Source organism: Streptomyces sp. NPDC002054 (assembly GCF_040296685.1).
Lineage (GTDB): Bacteria > Actinomycetota > Actinomycetes > Streptomycetales > Streptomycetaceae > Streptomyces.
This window is the reverse complement of sequence record NZ_JBEOXT010000020.1, coordinates 56,514-75,386: the sequence shown is the minus strand read 5'-3', so window position 1 is coordinate 75,386 and position 18,873 is coordinate 56,514. Positions and strand designations below refer to the sequence as shown.

Genomic DNA, 18,873 nt, shown 5'->3' with positions numbered 1-18,873 from the left:
ACGACAGCAGTCTGTACTCAGATCCCGCCACCGGCGACCCCAGCGACACCCGTCGGTCAGGCGGGCTCCTGCGGTCCGTCGTAGCGGACGACGAGAACCGCGGCATCATCGCGGTGTCCGGTCAGGTCGGCCACTTTGACGACGGCGGAGGCCAGCACGTCGGGATCGGCGTCGAACCCCGCGCGCACCAGTTTGACCACCTCGGCCAGACCGGACTCCATCGGGTAGTGCGGGCCCTCCACCACCCCGTCGGTGAGCAGCACGAGCACCCCTGCCTCGGTCAGACGCCGGTGGGTCACCGGATACCGCTCACCCGGCACGATGCCGAGCGGCGGCCCGCCGCGGTCGAGTGCGATGCCATGACGGCCTCCGGCCGTGGCCCAGACCATCGGGACATGGCCGGCCCTGGAGACCGTCAGATCGCGGCTGACCGGGTCGAAACGAAGGAAACAGCACGTCGCGAAGAGGCCACACCCCATGGCGATCAGCAGATTGTTGGCGCGGCCCAGTACCTCTCGGGGGTCACTCGTCGTCTGCGCGAGGGCGCGCAGGCTGGTACGCACCTGCCCCATGAAGGCAATGGCCTCCACATCGTGACCCTGCACATCGCCGACCGTGAGCCCCAGTGACCCGTCGTGCATGACGAAGGCGTCGTACCAGTCACCGCCCACCTCCAGACCGCCGCGCGACGGCGCGTACCTGGCGGCCAGATGCAGCCCGGGCAACTCCGGCAGCGCGGGTGGGAGCATATGCCGCTGCAAGGCCACGGCCAGCTCGGCCCGGGCCCGCTGGTACTCCATCCGTTCCAGGGCCTGATCGACGAGCTGCCCGAGAGCGACCAGAAGTTCCTGCACACTGTCGGGCGGCTCGGGACGGTGTCCGCGCATCACGGCTCCTGGCTCTCCCGCGGCCTCCTCACCTCACCCTAGCCGCTGCTGCCACGTGCCTCCACAGGGGTGAACCAGCTGGACCGCGGGCCGGGTGCGGTTGTGGGCGGGCCTGGGCCGCACACGCCCCTGCCGCGCGCGGCAGGGGCGACGACCCCACCTTCCGCGTGGCCGCGGACAGGGATCGGCCGGTCGGGTTGATCCGGGGAACGGGGCGGTACGGGGGCGGCAGGGGCGGGTAGGGCGGCGGCCATGAGCGGAATTCGGCTGACCAGCTCCGCCTTCGCCGACCACGCGGAGATCCCCCGCCGGTACAGCGGCGAGGGGGAGGATCTCTCGCCGCCCCTGACCTGGACGGCCGCACCCACAGGGACGGTGGAGCTGCTGATCCTGTGCGATGACCCGGACGCGCCCGGCGGCGCCTTCCTGCACTGGCTGGTCACGGGTATCGATCCGTGGACCGGCGGGGTGGAGGAGGGCCGGGAGCCGCACGGCGGGCGGTCCTGGCCGAACGGGTTCGGGCGGGTGGGCTGGGGCGGGCCGATGCCGCCGACCGGGCACGGGCCGCACCGCTATTTCTTCCGTCTGTACGCGCTGTCGCACCCCGCCCGGCTGAGCGACCGGCCCAGCGTGGAGGCGGTGCACAGCGCCGTGCAGGGCACGGTGCTCGCGACCGGCACCCTCATGGGCACCTACCAGCGGCTCTAGGAGCCTGCGGCTCCCTTCGCCGTGGCCAGTCGCCACGGTGCGAACGCGCTGCCCGTGCGGGGCAGGAGGCCCGCCAGCTCCGGGCAGTGCCGTGCCACCACACTGGTCATGCCGTTGCGTTCGATCCAGTCGAGCCCCAAGGGGGTGTACACCTCGGGCCTGTAATCGACCGTGAGGAAACGGTCGCTCTGCAGGCGGCGGGTCGCCATCAGGATGAAGATGCGGAAGGCGGTGTCGCTGAAGCCGAAGCCCTGGGGCGGGTTCTCGGCGAAGAGACCGACCATGGTGTCGATCTGATCGACATCGCGGTAGACCTCCTTCAGGCGTGCCACCGTCTCCGCATCGGAGGACACGTCCTCGAACCGCCGCACGCGCGGCTTGCGCAGACCGGCCCGGAAGTCGTTGTAGCGCGGTACCCCGCGGCGCCGGGTTCGCACCAGGTCGACCACGGACAGGTCGATGATCTCGCCGTCCCGCTCGAACGCCTGCAGGGCCCGGGGGTAGTTGTGCAGAGTGATCGCGCCTGGATGGGCGATGCCCAGTGAGTACAGCGAATTGGCCAGGCCGGTCTTACGCATGAGGGGTTCCGCAGCGGCGCCCTGGACGTCGTTGAAGCCGAGGGTGTGCAGGGGCCGGCCCAGCCGGTGGTCCACGATCTCGTAGTCGTCGGGGAGCAGCGGGTGCATGCGGTAGACGGTGACAAAGTCCTCGGTGAGCGAGTACGGGGCGGCATGGTGATCCGGCAGGGTCTGGGGGATGCCGGTCAGCGAGTGCGCCTCGAAGAGCCACAGGCCCAGCTGTTCGAGCCATTTCTTCGGCGGCCCCTGCCAGTTGGTCTTCAGCCCGATGTCGATCACTTCGGTGGCGAGGATCGCGGGAGTCCACTCCACGGTGTGGATCTTCGCGATCAGAGCCGAGACGATCAGTCGCGCCGTGTGGTGGACACGGTCCTCGTCCAGCCTCGGGTACTCCTGTCGCAACGCCTCGCACACGGTGTTGTGCTCGCGGACGAAGAGGGTCTGGATGGTGCTGAGGCCGTACCACCAGCTCTCCGCGAAGCCGGTGAGCGGGAGGCCGTCCGGCCCGATCGGCAGGTGGCCGTCCTCCAGGCGCAGTGCGGCACCGCCGCCCGGCTCGCGCAGCGACATCGCGGTGGCCTTGTCGCCGCCGTAGATTTCGGAGCCGTCCCACCAGTGGGAGGCCACGTTGCCGAAGAGGATCGGCGGACCCTTGCCGTCGGCCGGGGCCAGCCCCTCGTTCTCGGCGAAGCGCATGACCTTCTCGGGCCGTCCGCCCGGCGTGTTCTGCCATGTGACACCGGGAGGGAGGGGTACCTCGACGGTCTTCGTGCCGAAGGGGTAGCGCTTGTGGTTGACCCAGTCGTGCACCTGGAACTGGATCCAGGCGGCGGCCAGGATGTTGAGGGAGCGTGCCGGGATGAAGGCGTCGCGGTGCAGCAGTTCCCTGCTGACGGTGACCGGGTTGGGGACGTCGAACAGCTCTGGTTGGTAGACGGGCGCGAGGTTGCGGCCGAAGGCGGATCCGACGGCGCCCATCCTCGGTGCGGACAGGTCGTTGTAGGTGCCGTCGTAGCTTCGCGCGAGCAGCATGGTGTCGTCGATCGGCTCGGGTACGGGTTGGGCCCGGGGCGGGGCCTCGCGGACTTCGGTGTCGATCAGGTTGTTCTGGCGCAGCTTCTGCCGGAAGGCCATGAGGTTGAGCAGGCCGAGGCGGGTGGGCAGCCGGTGCCAGGGGACGATTCGGTTGAGGCCGTGGAAGGCGGCGCGCAGCGGCACGCCCAGTACGGCGTTGCGTCGGGGCTCGACGGTGGCGAACCGGTGGCCGAGGCGGTGGGCGCTGCTGGCCTCGTAGGCGACCTTGCGTGCGCGGTTGAGGTTTCCGAGGGGCCGGAACTCCTCCGTGGTGTTCCAGGGGTTGAAGGCGAGCAGATCGACCCGTGCGGCTGAGGCGCGGGCCTCGGCGGAGGTGATGTCCTGGCGCGGGATGGTCAGCGTCGCCACCTGTACGAGTGGGGTGTCCGCCTCCTTCCATTCGGCCGCGCCGTCCTCGACGGGTGTGCGGCGGGCATCCAGGTAGCGCTGGACGTACAGGTGGAAGACCACGTCCGCCGTCTTCAGGCGCTGTGCCAGCTCGTGGTTCAGGTAGTCGGGGTCGGTGCCGGAGGGGGCGGGGGCCGGCGGAGTGCCGTCGGCGGGGCCCAGCTGATAGCGCACCGGCCCTGCGTCACCCCACAGGATGGCGCCGCGGCTCCAGTACGTCTCCAGCGCCAGACTGTGCGCGGTGCGGCTGGTACCTGCGCGCACGTTGCGCCGCATGCGCGCGGCGGTGGACCATCCGACCGCGAGCGGCAGGGTGACGAACAGCGCGAGGGCTTTGCGCGGTGTGGAGTCGGCGCCTGCCATGGCCTTCGCGAATTCGACGAACTCGCGTGCGTTGCGCGCATGCGAGACCGGAAAGCTCGTCATGAGCAGGTCGTGCGTCTCGTCGGGCCCGGCCGCGATGCGCAGGGCCGCTCCGCGCAGATCGGGGGCGTGGTCGGACTGCCGGGAGCCGTTCGCATTGGAGAGCCGTACGGTGACGGGGTACTCGGCGCCGGGTTCGGCGAAGCCGGTCCGCAGGTCGGGTGGCAGGTCGTCGGCAAAGGTCAGCCGCGCGTTCTCGGCGCCGAGAACGGCCTTGGCGTGGAACGTCCGCGCGATGTCGGCGGCGCCACTGCGCTTTCTGGACTTGAGCTGGACCCGCATGAGCTCGGTGGCGAGCCGCTCGAAGATGAGCCGTTCCGCCTCCGGGGTGCCGCCCACGTAGCGCTCGTACTGCCTGGTCTCGACCATGTGAGCAACTCTGACTCGGTGATACGGCCGCGTCGCGCGGAACACAGCAGACGGGTGCAAACTGTTTCCGGAAGGCGTCATTCGCCCATACGGGGGGACGTCTGGGGAACGCCGATGAGGGTTTACGAAGCCATAGTCAAAGGGCTGGAAGGCCTCGGAGTACGGGCCGCCTTCGGTGGTGCCGGAGAAAACGCCGCCGGCCTGATGGTGGCGCTGAAGCATTCGCAGCAGATCCGGCCGGTCATGACGCGGAATGAGCAGGCCGCGTCCTTTATGGCGTGCGGTTATGCGATGTACACGAACCAATTGGGCTTCTGCTTCGCAACGGCCGGGCCCGGTGCCTTCAACCTGTTCTCCGGACTGGCCGTGGCGATGTCCGACTCCTACCCCGTGCTGGCGGTTTCGGGATACGCCTCACGGGAATGGCAGGGATGGGGTTCGCTCAACGAAACCTCGGGCATGAACCGCACCCCCGACTCCCGGGCCATGTTCGCGGCCACGACGAAGAAGTCCTTCCTGCTCACCGACGCCGCCGACACCTGCGATGTGCTCGAGGAGGCCGTCAACATCGCCTTCGAGGGCAGGCCGGGGCCGGTGCACATCCACGTGCCCGAGGACCTCACCCACCGCGGGGTCGAGGTGACGAACTTCCGGCCCCTCCGGCTGGACGTCAAACCGGTCGTCCCGGATCCGGCCCGCGTGGAGGAGATCGCGTCGATGCTGGCCGACGCCCTCACCCGGCGCAAGCGCATCGTGGCCCTCGTCGGATTCGGGGCGATCCGCAGCGGAGCGGGAGCGGAGGTCCGGCAATTCATCGAAAGGTTCCGGATTCCCCTGCTCACCACATTGGACGGCAAGGGCATCGTGTCCGAGGGCCACCCGCTCTCGGTGGGCGTCTTCGCGGACAGCGGACACTCCAGCGCGTGGAAGGCATTCCGTGAGGCCGACGTCGTGCTGTGCGTCGGCAACTCCCTGAATCAGCACGCCACGTTCAATTACCGCGAAGACCTCTTCGAGGACAAGGTGCTTGTCCATGTGAACATCTCCGAGGCCGAGTTCGGCAAGGCCTACCGGCCCGACCATGCGCTGCACTCGGATGCGCGCCTCGGGGTGGCTGCCCTCCACGAAGCACTGGAGAAGAGGATCGGCGAGGCCCCGGCGGTCGACGTGGCCGGCCGGGACTACGAGGCCCGGCCCATCACGCACCAGACAGGGAAGATCCATCCGGGGGAGCTGGCTCAGTCGATCGGCCGGATGCTGCCCCCGCAGGGTGTGCTGCTCGCCGACGCGGGCGCACATCTCGCCTGGCTCGGTTACTACGTCGAGCTGGAGGAGGGCCAGAACTTCCGCAAGGCCGGCTCGTTCGGACCGATGGCCGGCCACATCAACGGCGCCATCGGCCTGAAGGTCGCGCATCCGGAACGGACCGTCGTCGTCGGCTGCGGTGACGGGTGCTACTCGCTGTCCGGTTTCGAGCTGATGACCGCCGTCGAGAACGACATCCCGGTCATCTGGATCATCTTCGACGACCAGGAATTCAAGCTGATCAAACTCTTCCAGCTCGTCACCTACGGAGAGACCGCGCTTGTCGAGTTCCAGAACCCCGACTTCGCCGCGTACGCGCAGGCGTGCGGCGCCGATGGCTACCGCGTCGAGACGCTGGACGAGTTCGAGAAGGCGTTCCGCGAAGCGCTCGCCTCCGGCCGGCCCTCCCTCATTGACGCCAGGATCACGCGCTGGGCCGTCCCCCACTACAGCCCCTCCCCCGACGGTGTGATCGCCGGCCTCGTCGAGGCCATCGAGGCACGCTTGCGCAACGGACAGGGAGCGTGAAGGGACAGCAGATGAACGACGCGCGGAACAGCGACAGCCGTGCCGGGTTCGAGGCCCTGGTGAACCGTCCGCTGCTCACGTCGATCTGGCGTCGCCGCACCCACCGGGTCAGCCGCGGCAGCTCGGTCGAGGCCGGTTCCCTGAGCTGGGCCTCCACCGAACCGCGCGTCCCGCTGACCGAGCTCGAAGAGGCCATCCTGATCGCCATGACGGGCTGCTCCGGCCTCACCATGCCGGACCGCCCCTTCGCCGACCCACGCGACGGCAAGCCCATCATGGCCAAACCGAACCTCCACATGGCCGGCCGCACCGCGGGCAGTCCCGACAACGCCCAGGGCACGCACTTCTTCCTGATCAACGACACCGGCACCTATTTCCTGCGCAGACTGCCCCCTCCGCCCGAAGGCTCCGAGGGCGGGGCGGCGGCGTTCGACGCGGAGACCCTCTGCTCGCGTGCCGCCGAGGCGAAGGTGCAGCTGCTCGACCACCGCATCGACGTGCCGGAAGGCAAGCGGGACTTCCCCGCCTACCTCGACTCGAACCGGTTCCTGTCGAACCTCCCGGGCACCACCATCCTCTTGCCGGTGGTGGACCTGTCACGGCAGTACATCAACGGGCTGATGTACCTGCTGACTCAGCCCGAGGGGGCACGGCCGGCGATCGTCGACGACCGGAATCTCTACCGCTCGGCGGGCGTGGGCAAATGGGTCAAATCGGGATTCCTGAACAAGGACATCAAGCTGCCGCTGGGTTTCATCTGGGCCATGCGTACGCAGATCGAGGCCGATCTGTTGCTCCAGAACCTCATGCTCACCGCCGACGCCATGGGTCTCGGAGCCTGGATCCACGCCTCGATCGCCCCGTCGATCCTGCTGGGGGACCCGAAGTTCCGTCCCACCTACGGTCCCATGCTCGATTTCGACTGGACCACCCCGCGCTGGAGGCCGGCGGACCTCCTGCGTTGGCATGTGCCGCTCCCGCGCTACTCGACCCTGCGGGCGACCACGGTCGGCCTGCGGCACAACGGTGAGCACCTGATCAAGGCCATGTGTCCGCCCAACTACGGCAGCATGGCCGAGGCGGTCGACGCCGTCGTGGCGGGCAAGTTCGGGCCGGCAGGCATCTACGCCGACACAGGGCTGTTCGCGCGTATCTACCGGGGCGAGTTCGGCAGCCAGTACCTGCACCAGGCCAGCGACTATTCCGCCGACGTCATCGCCTGTACGCGGGACATCTGCACCTACATCTACAAGACCCACGGGCGGTTCCCCGCACACTGCGACACGATCCACGTACCGGGCGTGTGGCTGCAGGCCCATCACATCGAGAACGGCTACTACGAACGGTACTTCCGCGACGGGTTGACCGAGGCCCACCGGACGCACGACCAATACTGGCACGGAGCTGCCTAGCGTCCGGCTCAGCCGGGCCACCGCCGACGGGAAGGGACCAAGGCCCGCAGGACCCGGAAGGCGTACCGGCGTCTCCAGTCGTCCGGGGAGCGGAACTCGGCGATGAACGCGGCCGTGGACCTGCTGATGGAACCCATCGCCCCGGCACTCGCAGCCGGATCCAGCAGCCTGTCGCAGTTGAACCAGGCCAGACCCCGGGCGACCCGGATCCCGTAGTTGGTGAAGAGTTCGTCGTCACGGGTGAACCAGCGGTCCAGCGAACGGAGCCGACGGCAGTAGCGGGTGGCGATCTCGTCCTGGACCCCGTCGATGGAGCGGGCCAGAAGCTCGTTCATGCGGTGGAAGTCGGCGACGCGGTGGTGGACGTCCCCGTGCACGGCCAGGGCCCGCAGCGCCAGCGGCAGGTCGTAGGACATGTGCGCCATCATGGAGAAGAGCACCTCCTCCAAGACGTAGGAGTGCCGCACGGTCGAGGCGGCGTAGACGTCCCGCCACGGTTGCGGGACGGTCTCCGGAAGGTCGGCGGAGTGGATTTCGCCGCCGGGGCGGGCATCGGGGGCGGGGCCCTGCCAGGTGTCGATGGCGTCCATCGCCGTGAAGTAGGCCGCGGCGAGGGAGACGGACAGGTCGGCGACCCACTCGGGCGCCCTGAACGGCGGGTTGTTCGTACGCAGGCCCGCGGCGAGGTCGGAGGTGAGCCGGAAGTAGGCGTAGGCGAACACCGCGCGGTGGTCCCGCAGAGCGTCGTACCGGTGGACACGGGCGGCGAGCTCCTCGGCGACCCCGGCGACCTTCTCGGCGGCAACGGCAGCGGCGTCCCCCGTCATGAAACCCGACGGGCGGTCTCCGTGGCCTTCGCCCAGTCGCACACGAGTTCCCCCATCAGGCTCTGCCGGTCGGCTGCCACCTGGTATGTCGCCGTCCAGGGGCTGCCCAGCACCGGCAGGTGGTAGACGGACTCCATGCCGGAGGGCCGGATCTCCGCCGGGTAGGTGAACTTCCGCGCCAGGATGCGCGGCACGGGGGTGTACTGCTCGTTCGCCTCTACGGTGACGCCTCTGCCGTCGGGGGCGAGCACATAGCGCTCCTTCATCAGGTACAGGGTCACGCCGAACTTGGAGATCCTGACCACGTTGTCGGCCACACCGAAGGCGCCCGCGGACGGGTTGGCCACGATCGTCGACTCCAGCCGGGCCGCGCCGGTCAGCCGCTGGGTGAGGGCCATCGCGACGACGAGCGCCCGGTTCAGCAGCCCGATGCCGGCGGTGTTCCGGAAGCGGTCCCAGGAGGTCACCCGAAAGGTGAACTCCCCGTGCCAGGTCCCGGCCCCCACGTCGAAGTAGTAGATGTGACTGGGGGCATCCGAGCGGGACGGGGTACTGGACGGGGTGCTGCCGACATTGTTCGTCACCCTGCGTAGTCTACCCAGCGGGTGTGCGCACGGAACGTAACCGGCGGGCGTGTCCCTCCGCCACGGTCGCTCCCCGCTGCAGACGGCCCGGGGAGGTTGGAAGATGGAGTATGAGCGCTTTGCCCCCCAAGGGCTGGGCGGCGCGTCGGCCGCAGCGGTTGTCCTCTCTGCTGAGCGTGCGCAGCGTGGCCGGCGAGGTGTTCCTCCTCCAGCTGGCCGTCGTGGTGCTTCTCGTCGCCGCCGCGGTGGTGGCGCTCGTGGTGCAGGCCCGGAGCGCCGGCATGCTGGACGCCCGGAACCGTACGCTCGCCGCCGCCGGAACCTTCGCGAATTCTCCGGGAATCGACGCGGCCCTGCGCAGCCCCGATCCGAGCGCGGTGCTCCAGCCGAGCGCCGAGGCAGCCCGGAAGATCGCCGGGGTCGACGGCATCAATGTGTACTCCCTCGACGGGGTCACCCTCACCCACAGCAACCCGGAGCAGATCGGGAAGCACGTCGTCGGCCCCTTCTCCAAGGCGGCAGCGGGCAAATCCTTCACCGAGACCTTCGAAGGGTCCCTGGGGCGGTCCGTGGTCTCGGTGGTCCCGGTCAAGGCCGCCGACGGCTCGGTCATCGCCATCGTCTCTTCCCCGGTCACGGTCGAGAACGTCCAGAGCATGGTGAACCGGCAGCTGCCGGTCGTCCTCGGCACCGCAGCCGGGGTGCTCGCCCTGTCCGCGGGCGGGACGGCTCTGGTGAGCCGCCGGCTGCTGCGCCGGACCCATGGCCTGGGACCGGCCGAGATGACGCGGATGTACGAGCACCACGACGCGGTGCTGCACGCGGTGCGGGAGGGCGTACTGATCGTGGGCGCCGGCGGACGGCTGCTGCTGGCCAATGACGAGGCGCGGCGGCTGCTGGATCTGCCGGCGGACGCGGAAGGGCGCCCCGTCACGGATCTGGGGCTGGAGGAGGGGATCGCCGAGCCGATCGCATCGGGCCGTTCCGCGACCGACGAGCTGCACATGGCGGCGGACCGGCTGCTGGCGGTGAACATCCGGCCCACCGACCCCTACGGGCAGGCCGGGACCGTCGTCACCCTGCGGGACACCACCGAGCTGCGGGCACTCACCGGCCGGGCCGAGGTGGCCCGGGAGCGGCTGAAGCTGCTCTACGACGCGGGGGTGCACGTCGGAACGACGCTGGACGTGGAGCGCACCGCCGGGGAGCTGGCGGAGGTGGTGGTCCCGAGGTTCGCCGACATCGCCACGGTCGACCTGCTGGACCCGGTGCTGCGCGGCGAGGAGCCGCCCGAGCCGGGCACCGAAATGCGCCGCACCGCCGCCGTGGGCCTTCGGGGCGACCCCGGGCTCTACCCCGTCGGCGAGCTGATCCGGTTCGTGCCCACCAGTCCCATGGCGATCGGGGTGGCCGGCGGCCATGCGGTCCTGGAGACGGACCTCACCGCCACCCACGACTGGCGGGCCCAGGACCAGGCCCGCGCCCGGCTCATGCTGGACCACGGCCTCCACTCCTTCATCGCCGTCCCCCTGCGGGCCCGCGGCGTGCTGCTGGGGATGGTCGGATACTGGCGAGTACAGCCCTCCCCGCCCTTCGAGGACGAGGACGTGTCCTTCGCCGAGGAGCTGACCGCCCGGGCCGCGCTGTCCATCGACAATGCCCGCCGCTTCACCCGCGAGCACACCATGGCCGTCACCCTGCAGCGGAGCCTGCTGCCCCGCGGCGTGCCGGAGCAGTCCGCCGTCGAGGTGGCCCACCGCTATCTGCCCGCCCAGGCCGGGGTGGGCGGTGACTGGTTCGATGTCATCCCGCTGCCCGGCGCCCGGGTGGCCCTGGTGGTCGGCGATGTCGTCGGCCATGGTCTGCACGCTGCCGCCACCATGGGCCGGCTGCGCACCGCCGTGCACAACTTCTCCACCCTCGACCTGCCCCCGGACGAGCTCCTGAGCCATCTGGACGAGCTGGTCGCCCACATCGACACCGACGAGGGCACCGGCGACCAGGAGTGGCTGGGGATCACCGGCGCCACCTGCCTGTGCGCCGTCTACGACTCGGTCTCCGGGCAGGTGACCGCCGCCACCGCCGGCCATCCGGGCCCCGCGGTCGTCCACCCGGACGGCACGGTGTCCTTCCCCGAGCTGCCGGTCTCGCCACCGCTGGGCCTGGGCGCGGGCATGCCCATGGAGACCGCGACGCTGACCCTGCCCGAGGGCGCCCTGCTGGCGCTCTTCACCGACGGGCTGATCGAGAGCCGCGAGCGCGACCTGGACGCGGGCCTGGCGGTGCTGGGCGCCGCCCTGGCCGGGCCGGCCCGTACCCCGGAGGAAACCTGCGCCGCGGTGATCGACGCGATGCTGCCCACCGGGCACAACGACGACATCGCGCTGCTGGTGGCCCGCACCCGCCGGCTGGACCCCGCGCGGATCGCCGAGTGGGAGGTGCCCGCCGATCCGGCGGCGGTGTCCCCGGTGCGCAACGCCTGCGCCCGCCGGCTGGCGGACTGGGGCTTGGAGGACATCGGCTTCACCACGGAACTCATCCTCAGCGAACTGCTGACCAATGCGATCCGCTACGGAACCGAACCCATCGGGGTACGGCTCCTGTACGACCGCAGCCTGATCCTGGAGGTCTCCGACGGGTCCAGCACCTCCCCGCACCCGCGCCGGGCCGAGGCCACCGACGAGGGAGGCCGCGGTCTGTTCCTCGTCGCCCAGTTCGCCGAGCGCTGGGGCACCCGCTACACCGCCCGCGGAAAGATCATCTGGAGCGAGCAGGCCCTCCAGGCCAAGGCCGCCCCGGCCGGGGAGGACCTGGGGGCGGCGCTGCTCGCCGCCTGGGACGACGAGGCGTTCTGAGCACGCGCCGGGACCGTGCCGGGACTGCGCCGGCGAGGCTGCCGCACGTACGCTGGGCACGATCGGTAGATATCCGCCCGTTATGGAGCCTTTGTGGCCGCACCAGCCGCACCCCGTCTCCGGACAGCCGCCGTCGCCGCCCTCCTGGCCCTCACGGCGGTGCCCCTCGGTGCCTGCGGAGACCCGCCGGACGCCACGCCCAGGCCGCCCGCGGTGGCCACCTCCGCCACGGACGCGGGCGGCATGGCAGCCCTGACGGCGGCGGCGAAGAAGGAGGGCGCGCTCAACACGATCGCGCTCCCGAGGGACTGGGCCAACTACGGTGAGCTGATCGACGGCTTCGAGAAGAAGTACGGGATCAAGGTCGCGGTGGAGAACCCGGAGGGCACCAGCCAGGACGAGGTCAATGCCCTGAAGGAGCACCGGAAAGACGGCCGGGCCCCCGATGTGATCGACGTGGGGGGCTCGTTCGCGCAGTCCGCGGCACGGCAGGGCCTGCTCGCCCCGTACAAGGTCGCCGCGTACGACAAGATCCCCAAGCAGCAGAAGGACGGGCAGGCCCGCTGGTTCAACAACTACGGCGGCTACATCTCGATCGGCTGCGACGCCAAGCGCGTCAAGACCTGCCCCAAGACCTTCGCCGACCTGCGCAAGCCCGAGTACAAGGGCAAGGTCGCCCTCAACGGCAACCCCACCAACTCCGGCTCCGCCTTCGCCGGGGTGTATGCGGCGGCCCTGGCGAACGGGGGCTCCTTCGACGACATCCAGCCCGGTATCGACTTCTTCGCCGAGCTCAGCAAGAACGGCAACTTCATCCCGGTCGAGTCCACCCCGGCCACGATCGAGAAGGGGCAGACCCCGATCAGCATCGACTGGGACTTCCTCAACCTCGGATACGCCGACGAGTTCCGGAAGAAGGGCGCGGACGTGGACTGGCGCACCGCCATCCCCTTCGACGGCAGCTTCGCCCAGTACTACGCGCAGGGGGTGAACAAGGACGCCCCGCACCCCGCGGCGGCACGCCTGTGGCAGGAGTACCTCTTCAGCCCGGAGGGTCAGAACGCCCGGCTCGGCGCGTTCGCGCGCCCCGTCCTCATGGACGCCATGAGGAAGGACGGCACCCTCGACACGGCCGCCGCCGCGAAACTGCCGACGGTGGAGGGCACGCCGACGTTTCCGACGGAGGCGCAGATGGAGAGGGCGAAGGAGGCCGTCAACCGGGACTGGGCCGAGGCCGTCCCGGGCTGATCCCGGGCTGATCCCGGGCTGAGCGCCGGGGGCGGGCGGTGCGGGCTGCGCATGCCGCCGCACTGAGGGATCCTGGAGACAGCGCAGTACCGGGGTGTGAGGAGGCATGCCATGACACACGCCGAGGAGTGGAAGGTGGGCGTCTACCTGATCGAGGAGGGCGGTACGACCAAGGCCCGGGCAGTCCTCGACAACGGCAAGTCGATGATGGTCGGCCGCGGTACGGCGCACTGCAATCCGCAGGACGTGGAGGTCCCCGCGATCGGTGACGAGCTCGCCGCGAGCCGGGCGATGCGCGACCTCGCCGGCCAGCTGATGCGCGCCGCCGACCGGGATCTGGCCGCGGTGGGCGCCGCACCCCCCGCGCCGCGCACCGGTTACGGATGGCCGGAAGACTCCGCCCCGGGACCCAACTCTCCCTAGTTTCCCGGAAGTTGTTAACCCGGGATTTGCCGTTCCGGGTGTGAATGGTCAACCGGGCGGTGGATGCTGCCCCCTCAGGGGTGAAATCGCGCGGATTGCTGGGGGGCATGCGTGGTTGTCGGGGAGAGACCTGTCGTCGAGGAACCGCGCCTGGCCGTCCGGCGCCGGTCGTCCGGCTTGTGGTCGCGGCGGGGCCTGCTGCTGTTCTTCCTGCCCGCGCTGGCCACCGTACTGACGGGCCTCGCCACGCTGGCCGTGTCGGGCAATCTGCTGCTGCCCTTCGACAGCGTCGTCGTCCTCGAAGGCAAGATGGCTTCCAAGCGGGACTTCTTCGAGGACGAGAAGGTCCAGCGGATCCTGCTGAAGCACCGCATCAAGGTCCACATCACCAGCACGGGCTCGCGCGAGGTGGCCCTGCGGGACATCGCCGCCTTCGACTTCGTCTTCCCCTCCGGCCAGCCGGCCGGCGATCTGATCACCGGGATGCGCGCGGCGGCCGGCCAGTACGCCAAGGTCCACCGCCCGTTCGTGAGCCCCATCGTGCTCGCGACCTACCGGGAGTACGCCGAGACCCTGCACGAGGCCGGCATCGCCACCCCGCTGCCCTCCGGGGGCCCGGACCAGCCGCTCTACTACTCGCTGGACATGCAGCAGTTCCTCGGCAACATCGACAAGGGACGGCGCTGGAACGACCTCGGGATCCAGCGGCACGGGATCTCCAACGCCAACCGGATCGTCGCCCAGAGCCCTGACGTGTGCAGCTCCAACTCGGCCGGGACCTATCTGGCGCTGGTCTCCTTCACCTGGCGCGGCAGCGGTCCCGACGTGCCCTCCACCGCGCAGGGGGCGAGCAGCCGCGCGCAGTCCGTCAAGCACCTCATGGAGCAGGGGCTGCCCGCCGCCGACGTGTTCAGGACGTACATCTCGCCGGAGGGCAAGGGGATCGCCCCGGTGGTCGTGGCGTACGAGCACCAGTACCTCACCTATCAGGTCCGGTACCGCGCCGAGTCCGCGCGGCTCGATGCGGAGCGGGTCCTGCTGTACCCCTCCAGCCAGTTCGTGACCCAGCCCCAGTTCATCGCCCTGAACGGCAGGGGCGAGCGGCTCGGCGAACTCCTGACCACTGACCCCGAGTTGCGCCGGCGTGCGATGGAGCTGGGGTTCCGGATCCTGGACCCGGCCGGCGAGGTGGCCGGCGACCAGCTGTCGGAGTTCCTGACCGAGCGGAGGATCCCGGTGCCGGCCCTGCGGAGTGACAACACCCGCTCGCCCATGCCCCGGATCCGCTATCTGGAGCAGATGATCTCCACGGTCGGCGACTGCCCGCCCGCCCAGCTCCCGGACGGGGCGCCGTGACGGCGCGCAGGACCCCCGGCCGGCGCCGCCGCCGCGCTCTGGCCGCGCTCACCCTGGCCTGCCTGTGGGTGCTGGCGACGTTCACCGCCTGCTCCCCGGGCAGGGACGAGCCGGTGACCCTGCGGGTGCTCGCGGGCTCCGAACTCGCCGACATGGAGCCCCTCTTCGACGACCTGCGCCGCGAGACCGGCATCACGCTGACGATGGAGTACCGGGGCACCGTCGAGGCCGCCGCCTCCCTGGCCTCCGGCCGCTACCGGCACGACCTGGCCTGGCTCTCCTCCTCCCGCCCCTTCCAGCTCCTGCTGAAGGAGAGCGGACGCCTGGCGGACAGCCCGCTGTCGACAAGCACCATGCGCTCCCCCGTCGTCGTCGGCCTGAAGCCCGAGGCGGCGCAGCGGCTGCGGCGGGCGGCCCCCGACGGGCAGCTGTCCTGGGCGGACCTGGCGGACGCCGCGGCGGCCGGCACGCTGAAGTACGCCATGGCCGACCCCCGCAGGTCGAACAGCGGACTCGCCGCGCTGGTGGGCGTCGCGACGGCCGCCGCGGGCACCGGCGGCGCGCTGCGCCCGGAGGACGTCTCCTGCGACCGGCTGCGCGGCTTCTTCTCCGGGCACGCGCTGACCGAGGACTCCTCCGGCCGCCTGGCCGACGCGTACGCACGGGGCGAGGCCGGCCTCGACGCGCTGATCACGTACGAATCCGAGCTGCTCGCCCTCAACCGCGCGGGCACCCTGCGCACTCCCCTGGAGATCGTCTACCCGAAGGACGGCATCGTGCTGTCCGACTACCCGCTGATGCTGCTCGACCCGGCCAAACGGGACGCGTACGACCGGCTGACGTCCTGGCTCCGGAGCGAACCGGTACAGCAGAAGATCATGGAACGAACGCTGCGCCGGCCGGTCGACCCCGACATCACCCGCATACCCAGTCTGCGCGCCCCGCTCGGCAACGCCCTGTACTTCCCGGACAGCCAGGCGGTCGTCGACCGGCTGCTGGCCGACTACGGCAGCGCGCGGAGCGGCCGTCCGGCGCGGGTGATCTTCCTGCTCGACTTCTCCACCTCCATGCGCGGCGAGCGGATCGCGAACCTCCGCGCGACGATGGCCGGGCTCAGCGGCGCGGACGACTCCAGCTCCGGCAAGTTCACCCGGTTCCACCAGGGCGAGACCCTCACGGTGCTGCGCTTCGGCGGCCGGGTACTGGACGAGCGGAGCGTGACGTACACGGGAGCGCCCGATCTGGACCGGCTGCGCGGCTTCGTCGCCGAGGACGGCTTCGACCCGGGCACCGCCGTCTGGTCGGCCCTCGACCACGCCTACCGGACGGCGGCCGACGCCGTGGCGAAGGACTCCGGGCAACGCGTCTCCATCGTGCTCATGACGGACGGGGAGAACAACGCCGGGATCAGCCTCGACACCTTCCTCGCCCGGTACGCCGCCCTGCCGCCGGCCGCCCGCGCGGTCCGCACGTACACCGTCCGGTACGGCGAGGCCGACCCGCAGGAGCTCGACCGGGCCGCCCGGGCCACCGGCGGGCACATGGCCGATGCCACCGGGCAGTCCCTTCTCAAGGCCTTCAAGGAGATCCGTGGGTGTCACGAGTGAAGCGTGGTGGGCCGTCTGGTGGCCCTGGATGGTGCTGTGGGCGGCCACCGGGGTGGGCCTCGCGGCGCTCGGGACGGTGGCGCTGCTGCAACTGGTCCGCGCCCGGCGGGCCGCCGTCCAGGACATCACGGACGGCATCTGCTTCTACCTGCACGACAGCACGGTCATGGACCACTACCAGATGCGGCGCTACACGGCCGCCCTGCGCAAGGAGGTCGAACAGCGCACCAGTGACAGCAAGGACGGCACCGTCCGCGCGAAGGTCTTCGGGGTCGGCGCGGACGGCAGCCGCAGGGAGAACACCGAAATCGTCAGCCGCTATCTGGAGGTCGCGGAACCGATCTCGGTGATCGGCGTGATCATGAAGGTCCTGGAGGAGAAGCGGGTCATCGTCCATGTCGACCTCCCGAGCCAGACCGTCGCCCGCAGCACCGCGCTGCTGCGGACGGCCGCCGACGCGCAGGGCTCCGTCCGGCTGCGCGACATCGAGGGCTTCGTCCTGATCCGGGGCCGGTTCCGCACGACGGGCGACGGCCCGGCGGGGGACGGCTCCACCGTCTTCCTCGCCCCGTACGGAGACCCGGCCGACCCCTCCCGTGGCCCCCGCGTCCGGGTCACCTGCGCCACGGAGGGCCTGCGCAACCAGGTCCCCCAGGGCACCTTCTCGGCCCGCTGCCTGGGCAAGGTCGAGGAATGGAACCCGGAGGAAGGGGTCCTGGAGGTCGAGGCGATGGCGATCTTCCGCTGAGACACCGGCCGCGCCTGCCGGAAACCTCCACATCGTGCAGGTGACCGCGCCGCGCCCCCTTCCCGGCTCCTCGATTCCCTGACCGGCCCCCTCCGCTTGTGGAGGTTTTGTCCCGGTGGGTTCCGTCGGCACAGCAGGCTGCCCGTATCTGTTACTCGATCTTGCGGAGACGCTGTCGGCATTCGGTGAAATTGACTGCACGCCTGCCGTCCCGGTTACACAACCGCCCTTAATGCAGCGTCAATGCAATTGGCAGGGCCACCCGTTCGCGTGCTTTCATCGTGCCCGCTGCGGCAGCTTCCCCCCACATCCCCCCAACTCCCCCCCCATAAATGAAGGGTGCGCATCATGCGTGACAACCTCGAGACCCGTGAGATCGCCGACGCTGAGCTGGACGCCGTTTCCGGTGGTCTCGTGAGCATCTCCGGCGGCCTCGTCGGCGCCGTGACCAGCGACGTCACCGGCGTCCTGGGCACCGTCGGCTCGCTCCAGACCGTCCAGGGCGTGCAGGGCCTGGCCGGCTCCGTCCCCGGCCTGGCCTCGGGCATCACCGGTGTTTCGGTCAACACCGCCGCCATCACCGGTTTCGCCGGTCTCTAAGTGAAAAGACCGTGAGCCCCGGGACTTTCCCGTCCCGGGGTTCACGGCCCCTCTGCGCCGAGGAATGATCCGTGCAGTTCCGCCAAAAGGCTCTGTCCAAACTGGAGTCTCCCGAAGAACTCGATGTGCCCGTGCGCCTCGCGCGCCCGCAGGGCCGTCTCGTCCTCGCCGTCACCGCCGTGGTGATGGCAGCCGCGAGTTTCTGGGCCCTCACCGGCACGGTGTCCTCCACACTGAGCGTGCCCGGCATCCTCACCCGTGCCGAGGGCAGCTATCTGCTGCAGAGTCCGGTCGCCGGGCAGGTGACCGGCCTCCTCGTCGAGGAGGGCCGCCCGGTGTCCCCCGGTACGCCCGTCCTCACCGTCCGAACCGCCCAGGGCGACCAGCCCGTGCGCGCGGTGGCCGGCGGCCGGGTGACCACTCTCATCGCCCGGGTGGGCGCGGTCGTCACGGCCGGCGCGGACGTGGCGGTCGTGGAGCGCGTCACCGATCCCGACGAGCCGCTGGTGGCCGTGCTCTACGCGGCGGGCGGCAGCGCCTCGGTGATCCGGGTGGGCGCCTCCGTCGACCTGAGCCTCCCGTCCGTCCCCCGGCAGCAGTTCGGCGTACTGCGCGGCCGGGTCAAGGCCGTGGGCCGCGCGCCCCAGACGCAGGCGCAGATCGGCGGTTTCCTCGGCGACTCGGGGCTCGCCGCGCAGTTCTCCCGGCAGGGCAACCCGGTCGCGGTGCTCGTGCAGCTGGAGCCCTCCGCCGCCACCGAGTCCGGCTACGCCTGGTCCTCCGCGGACGGGCCCCCGTACGCCATCGAGTCCGGGACGCCGGTCGCCGGCGCCGTACGCCTCTCCGCACAGCGGCCCGTCGACTGGCTGCTGCCGTGACCGCGCGCCAGGCCGCCGGAGGCCGCCGCCGCGCAACCCGCCGGCCCGTCCCCGG

14 protein-coding genes and 1 pseudogene are annotated in these 18,873 nt (G+C 70.5%); 11 read left to right on the top strand and 4 right to left on the bottom strand.

Features of this window, described 5'->3' with window-relative positions:
* Positions 1–56: 56 nt before the first annotated feature.
* Positions 57–887: a PP2C family protein-serine/threonine phosphatase gene (locus ABT123_RS20435; RefSeq protein WP_351316382.1), complete on the bottom strand. Its 831-nt coding sequence runs from the start codon at positions 885–887 to the stop codon at positions 57–59.
* Between the two features lie 252 nt (positions 888–1,139).
* Between ABT123_RS20435 and ABT123_RS20430 the strand changes: the two genes are divergently transcribed.
* Positions 1,140–1,595, top strand: a complete 456-nt coding sequence (locus tag ABT123_RS20430; protein ID WP_351316379.1) for a YbhB/YbcL family Raf kinase inhibitor-like protein — start codon at positions 1,140–1,142, stop codon at positions 1,593–1,595.
* Here the strand turns inward: ABT123_RS20430 and ABT123_RS20425 are convergent.
* On the bottom strand, positions 1,592–4,447 hold the full coding sequence (locus ABT123_RS20425; RefSeq protein ID WP_351316376.1) for a peroxidase family protein: 2,856 nt from the start codon (positions 4,445–4,447) through the stop codon (positions 1,592–1,594). The two genes, ABT123_RS20430 and ABT123_RS20425, sit on opposite strands and share 4 nt — an antisense overlap.
* Before the next feature lie 114 nt (positions 4,448–4,561).
* On the opposite strand from ABT123_RS20425, the gene ABT123_RS20420 reads away from it, so the two are divergent.
* Both ABT123_RS20420 and ABT123_RS20415 read left to right on the top strand, forming a co-directional pair.
* Positions 4,562–6,280 (top strand): thiamine pyrophosphate-binding protein, encoded by a 1,719-nt coding sequence (locus tag ABT123_RS20420; RefSeq protein WP_351316373.1) that lies wholly within the window; start codon positions 4,562–4,564, stop codon positions 6,278–6,280.
* An 11-nt stretch (positions 6,281–6,291) separates the two neighbouring features.
* Entirely contained in the window at positions 6,292–7,692 is a 1,401-nt protein-coding gene (locus tag ABT123_RS20415; protein WP_351316370.1) for a hypothetical protein, read from the top strand.
* 8 nt (positions 7,693–7,700) lie between these two features.
* On the opposite strand, the gene ABT123_RS20410 is transcribed toward ABT123_RS20415, so the two are convergent.
* Entirely contained in the window at positions 7,701–8,519 is an 819-nt protein-coding gene (locus ABT123_RS20410; protein WP_351316367.1) for a DUF5995 family protein, read from the bottom strand.
* Positions 8,516–9,103, bottom strand: a complete 588-nt coding sequence (locus ABT123_RS20405) for a hypothetical protein (protein ID WP_351316364.1) — start codon at positions 9,101–9,103, stop codon at positions 8,516–8,518. Before ABT123_RS20405 ends, ABT123_RS20410 begins: the two co-directional genes overlap by 4 nt.
* Positions 9,104–9,213: 110 nt before the next feature.
* Here ABT123_RS20405 and ABT123_RS20400 point away from each other — a divergent pair, with 110 nt between their 5' ends.
* The 8 genes and pseudogenes from ABT123_RS20400 to ABT123_RS20365 all read left to right on the top strand — a co-directional run bounded on the left by ABT123_RS20400 (position 9,214) and on the right by ABT123_RS20365 (position 18,818).
* On the top strand, positions 9,214–11,958 hold the full coding sequence (locus ABT123_RS20400) for a SpoIIE family protein phosphatase (RefSeq protein ID WP_351316361.1): 2,745 nt from the start codon (positions 9,214–9,216) through the stop codon (positions 11,956–11,958).
* Between the two features lie 243 nt (positions 11,959–12,201).
* Positions 12,202–13,008, top strand: a pseudogene (locus ABT123_RS20395) (ABC transporter substrate-binding protein); the annotation flags it as partial.
* Between the two features lie 309 nt (positions 13,009–13,317).
* A complete protein-coding gene (locus tag ABT123_RS20390; RefSeq protein WP_351316358.1) occupies positions 13,318–13,629 on the top strand; it encodes a DUF1876 domain-containing protein in 312 nt (103 codons plus the stop codon).
* 111 nt (positions 13,630–13,740) lie between these two features.
* Positions 13,741–14,985: a hypothetical protein gene (locus tag ABT123_RS20385; protein WP_351316356.1), complete on the top strand. Its 1,245-nt coding sequence runs from the start codon at positions 13,741–13,743 to the stop codon at positions 14,983–14,985.
* Positions 14,982–16,592, top strand: coding sequence for a substrate-binding domain-containing protein (locus ABT123_RS20380; RefSeq protein ID WP_351316353.1), 1,611 nt, complete (start codon positions 14,982–14,984; stop codon positions 16,590–16,592). Before ABT123_RS20385 ends, ABT123_RS20380 begins: the two co-directional genes overlap by 4 nt.
* Positions 16,576–17,340, top strand: a complete 765-nt coding sequence (locus ABT123_RS20375; RefSeq protein WP_351316350.1) for a hypothetical protein — start codon at positions 16,576–16,578, stop codon at positions 17,338–17,340. Before ABT123_RS20380 ends, ABT123_RS20375 begins: the two co-directional genes overlap by 17 nt.
* A 348-nt stretch (positions 17,341–17,688) precedes the next feature.
* On the top strand, positions 17,689–17,940 hold the full coding sequence (locus tag ABT123_RS20370) for a hypothetical protein (RefSeq protein ID WP_351316347.1): 252 nt from the start codon (positions 17,689–17,691) through the stop codon (positions 17,938–17,940).
* 71 nt (positions 17,941–18,011) lie between these two features.
* Complete coding sequence (locus ABT123_RS20365; RefSeq protein ID WP_351316344.1) at positions 18,012–18,818, top strand: HlyD family efflux transporter periplasmic adaptor subunit; 807 nt, start codon at positions 18,012–18,014, stop codon at positions 18,816–18,818.
* Positions 18,819–18,873 lie beyond the last annotated feature (55 nt).

Excerpts from the sequence above, each read along its gene's own strand:
- ABT123_RS20435 (WP_351316382.1), bottom strand. The coding sequence starts at position 887 with ATGCGCGGACACCGTCCCGAGCCGCCCGACAGTGTGCAGGAACTTCTG.
- ABT123_RS20430 (WP_351316379.1), top strand. The coding sequence starts at position 1,140 with ATGAGCGGAATTCGGCTGACCAGCTCCGCCTTCGCCGACCACGCGGAG.
- ABT123_RS20425 (WP_351316376.1), bottom strand. The coding sequence starts at position 4,447 with ATGGTCGAGACCAGGCAGTACGAGCGCTACGTGGGCGGCACCCCGGAG.
- ABT123_RS20420 (WP_351316373.1), top strand. The coding sequence starts at position 4,562 with ATGAGGGTTTACGAAGCCATAGTCAAAGGGCTGGAAGGCCTCGGAGTA.
- ABT123_RS20415 (WP_351316370.1), top strand. The coding sequence starts at position 6,292 with ATGAACGACGCGCGGAACAGCGACAGCCGTGCCGGGTTCGAGGCCCTG.
- ABT123_RS20410 (WP_351316367.1), bottom strand. The coding sequence starts at position 8,519 with ATGACGGGGGACGCCGCTGCCGTTGCCGCCGAGAAGGTCGCCGGGGTC.
- ABT123_RS20400 (WP_351316361.1), top strand. The coding sequence starts at position 9,214 with ATGAGCGCTTTGCCCCCCAAGGGCTGGGCGGCGCGTCGGCCGCAGCGG.
- ABT123_RS20390 (WP_351316358.1), top strand. The coding sequence starts at position 13,318 with ATGACACACGCCGAGGAGTGGAAGGTGGGCGTCTACCTGATCGAGGAG.
- ABT123_RS20370 (WP_351316347.1), top strand. The coding sequence starts at position 17,689 with ATGCGTGACAACCTCGAGACCCGTGAGATCGCCGACGCTGAGCTGGAC.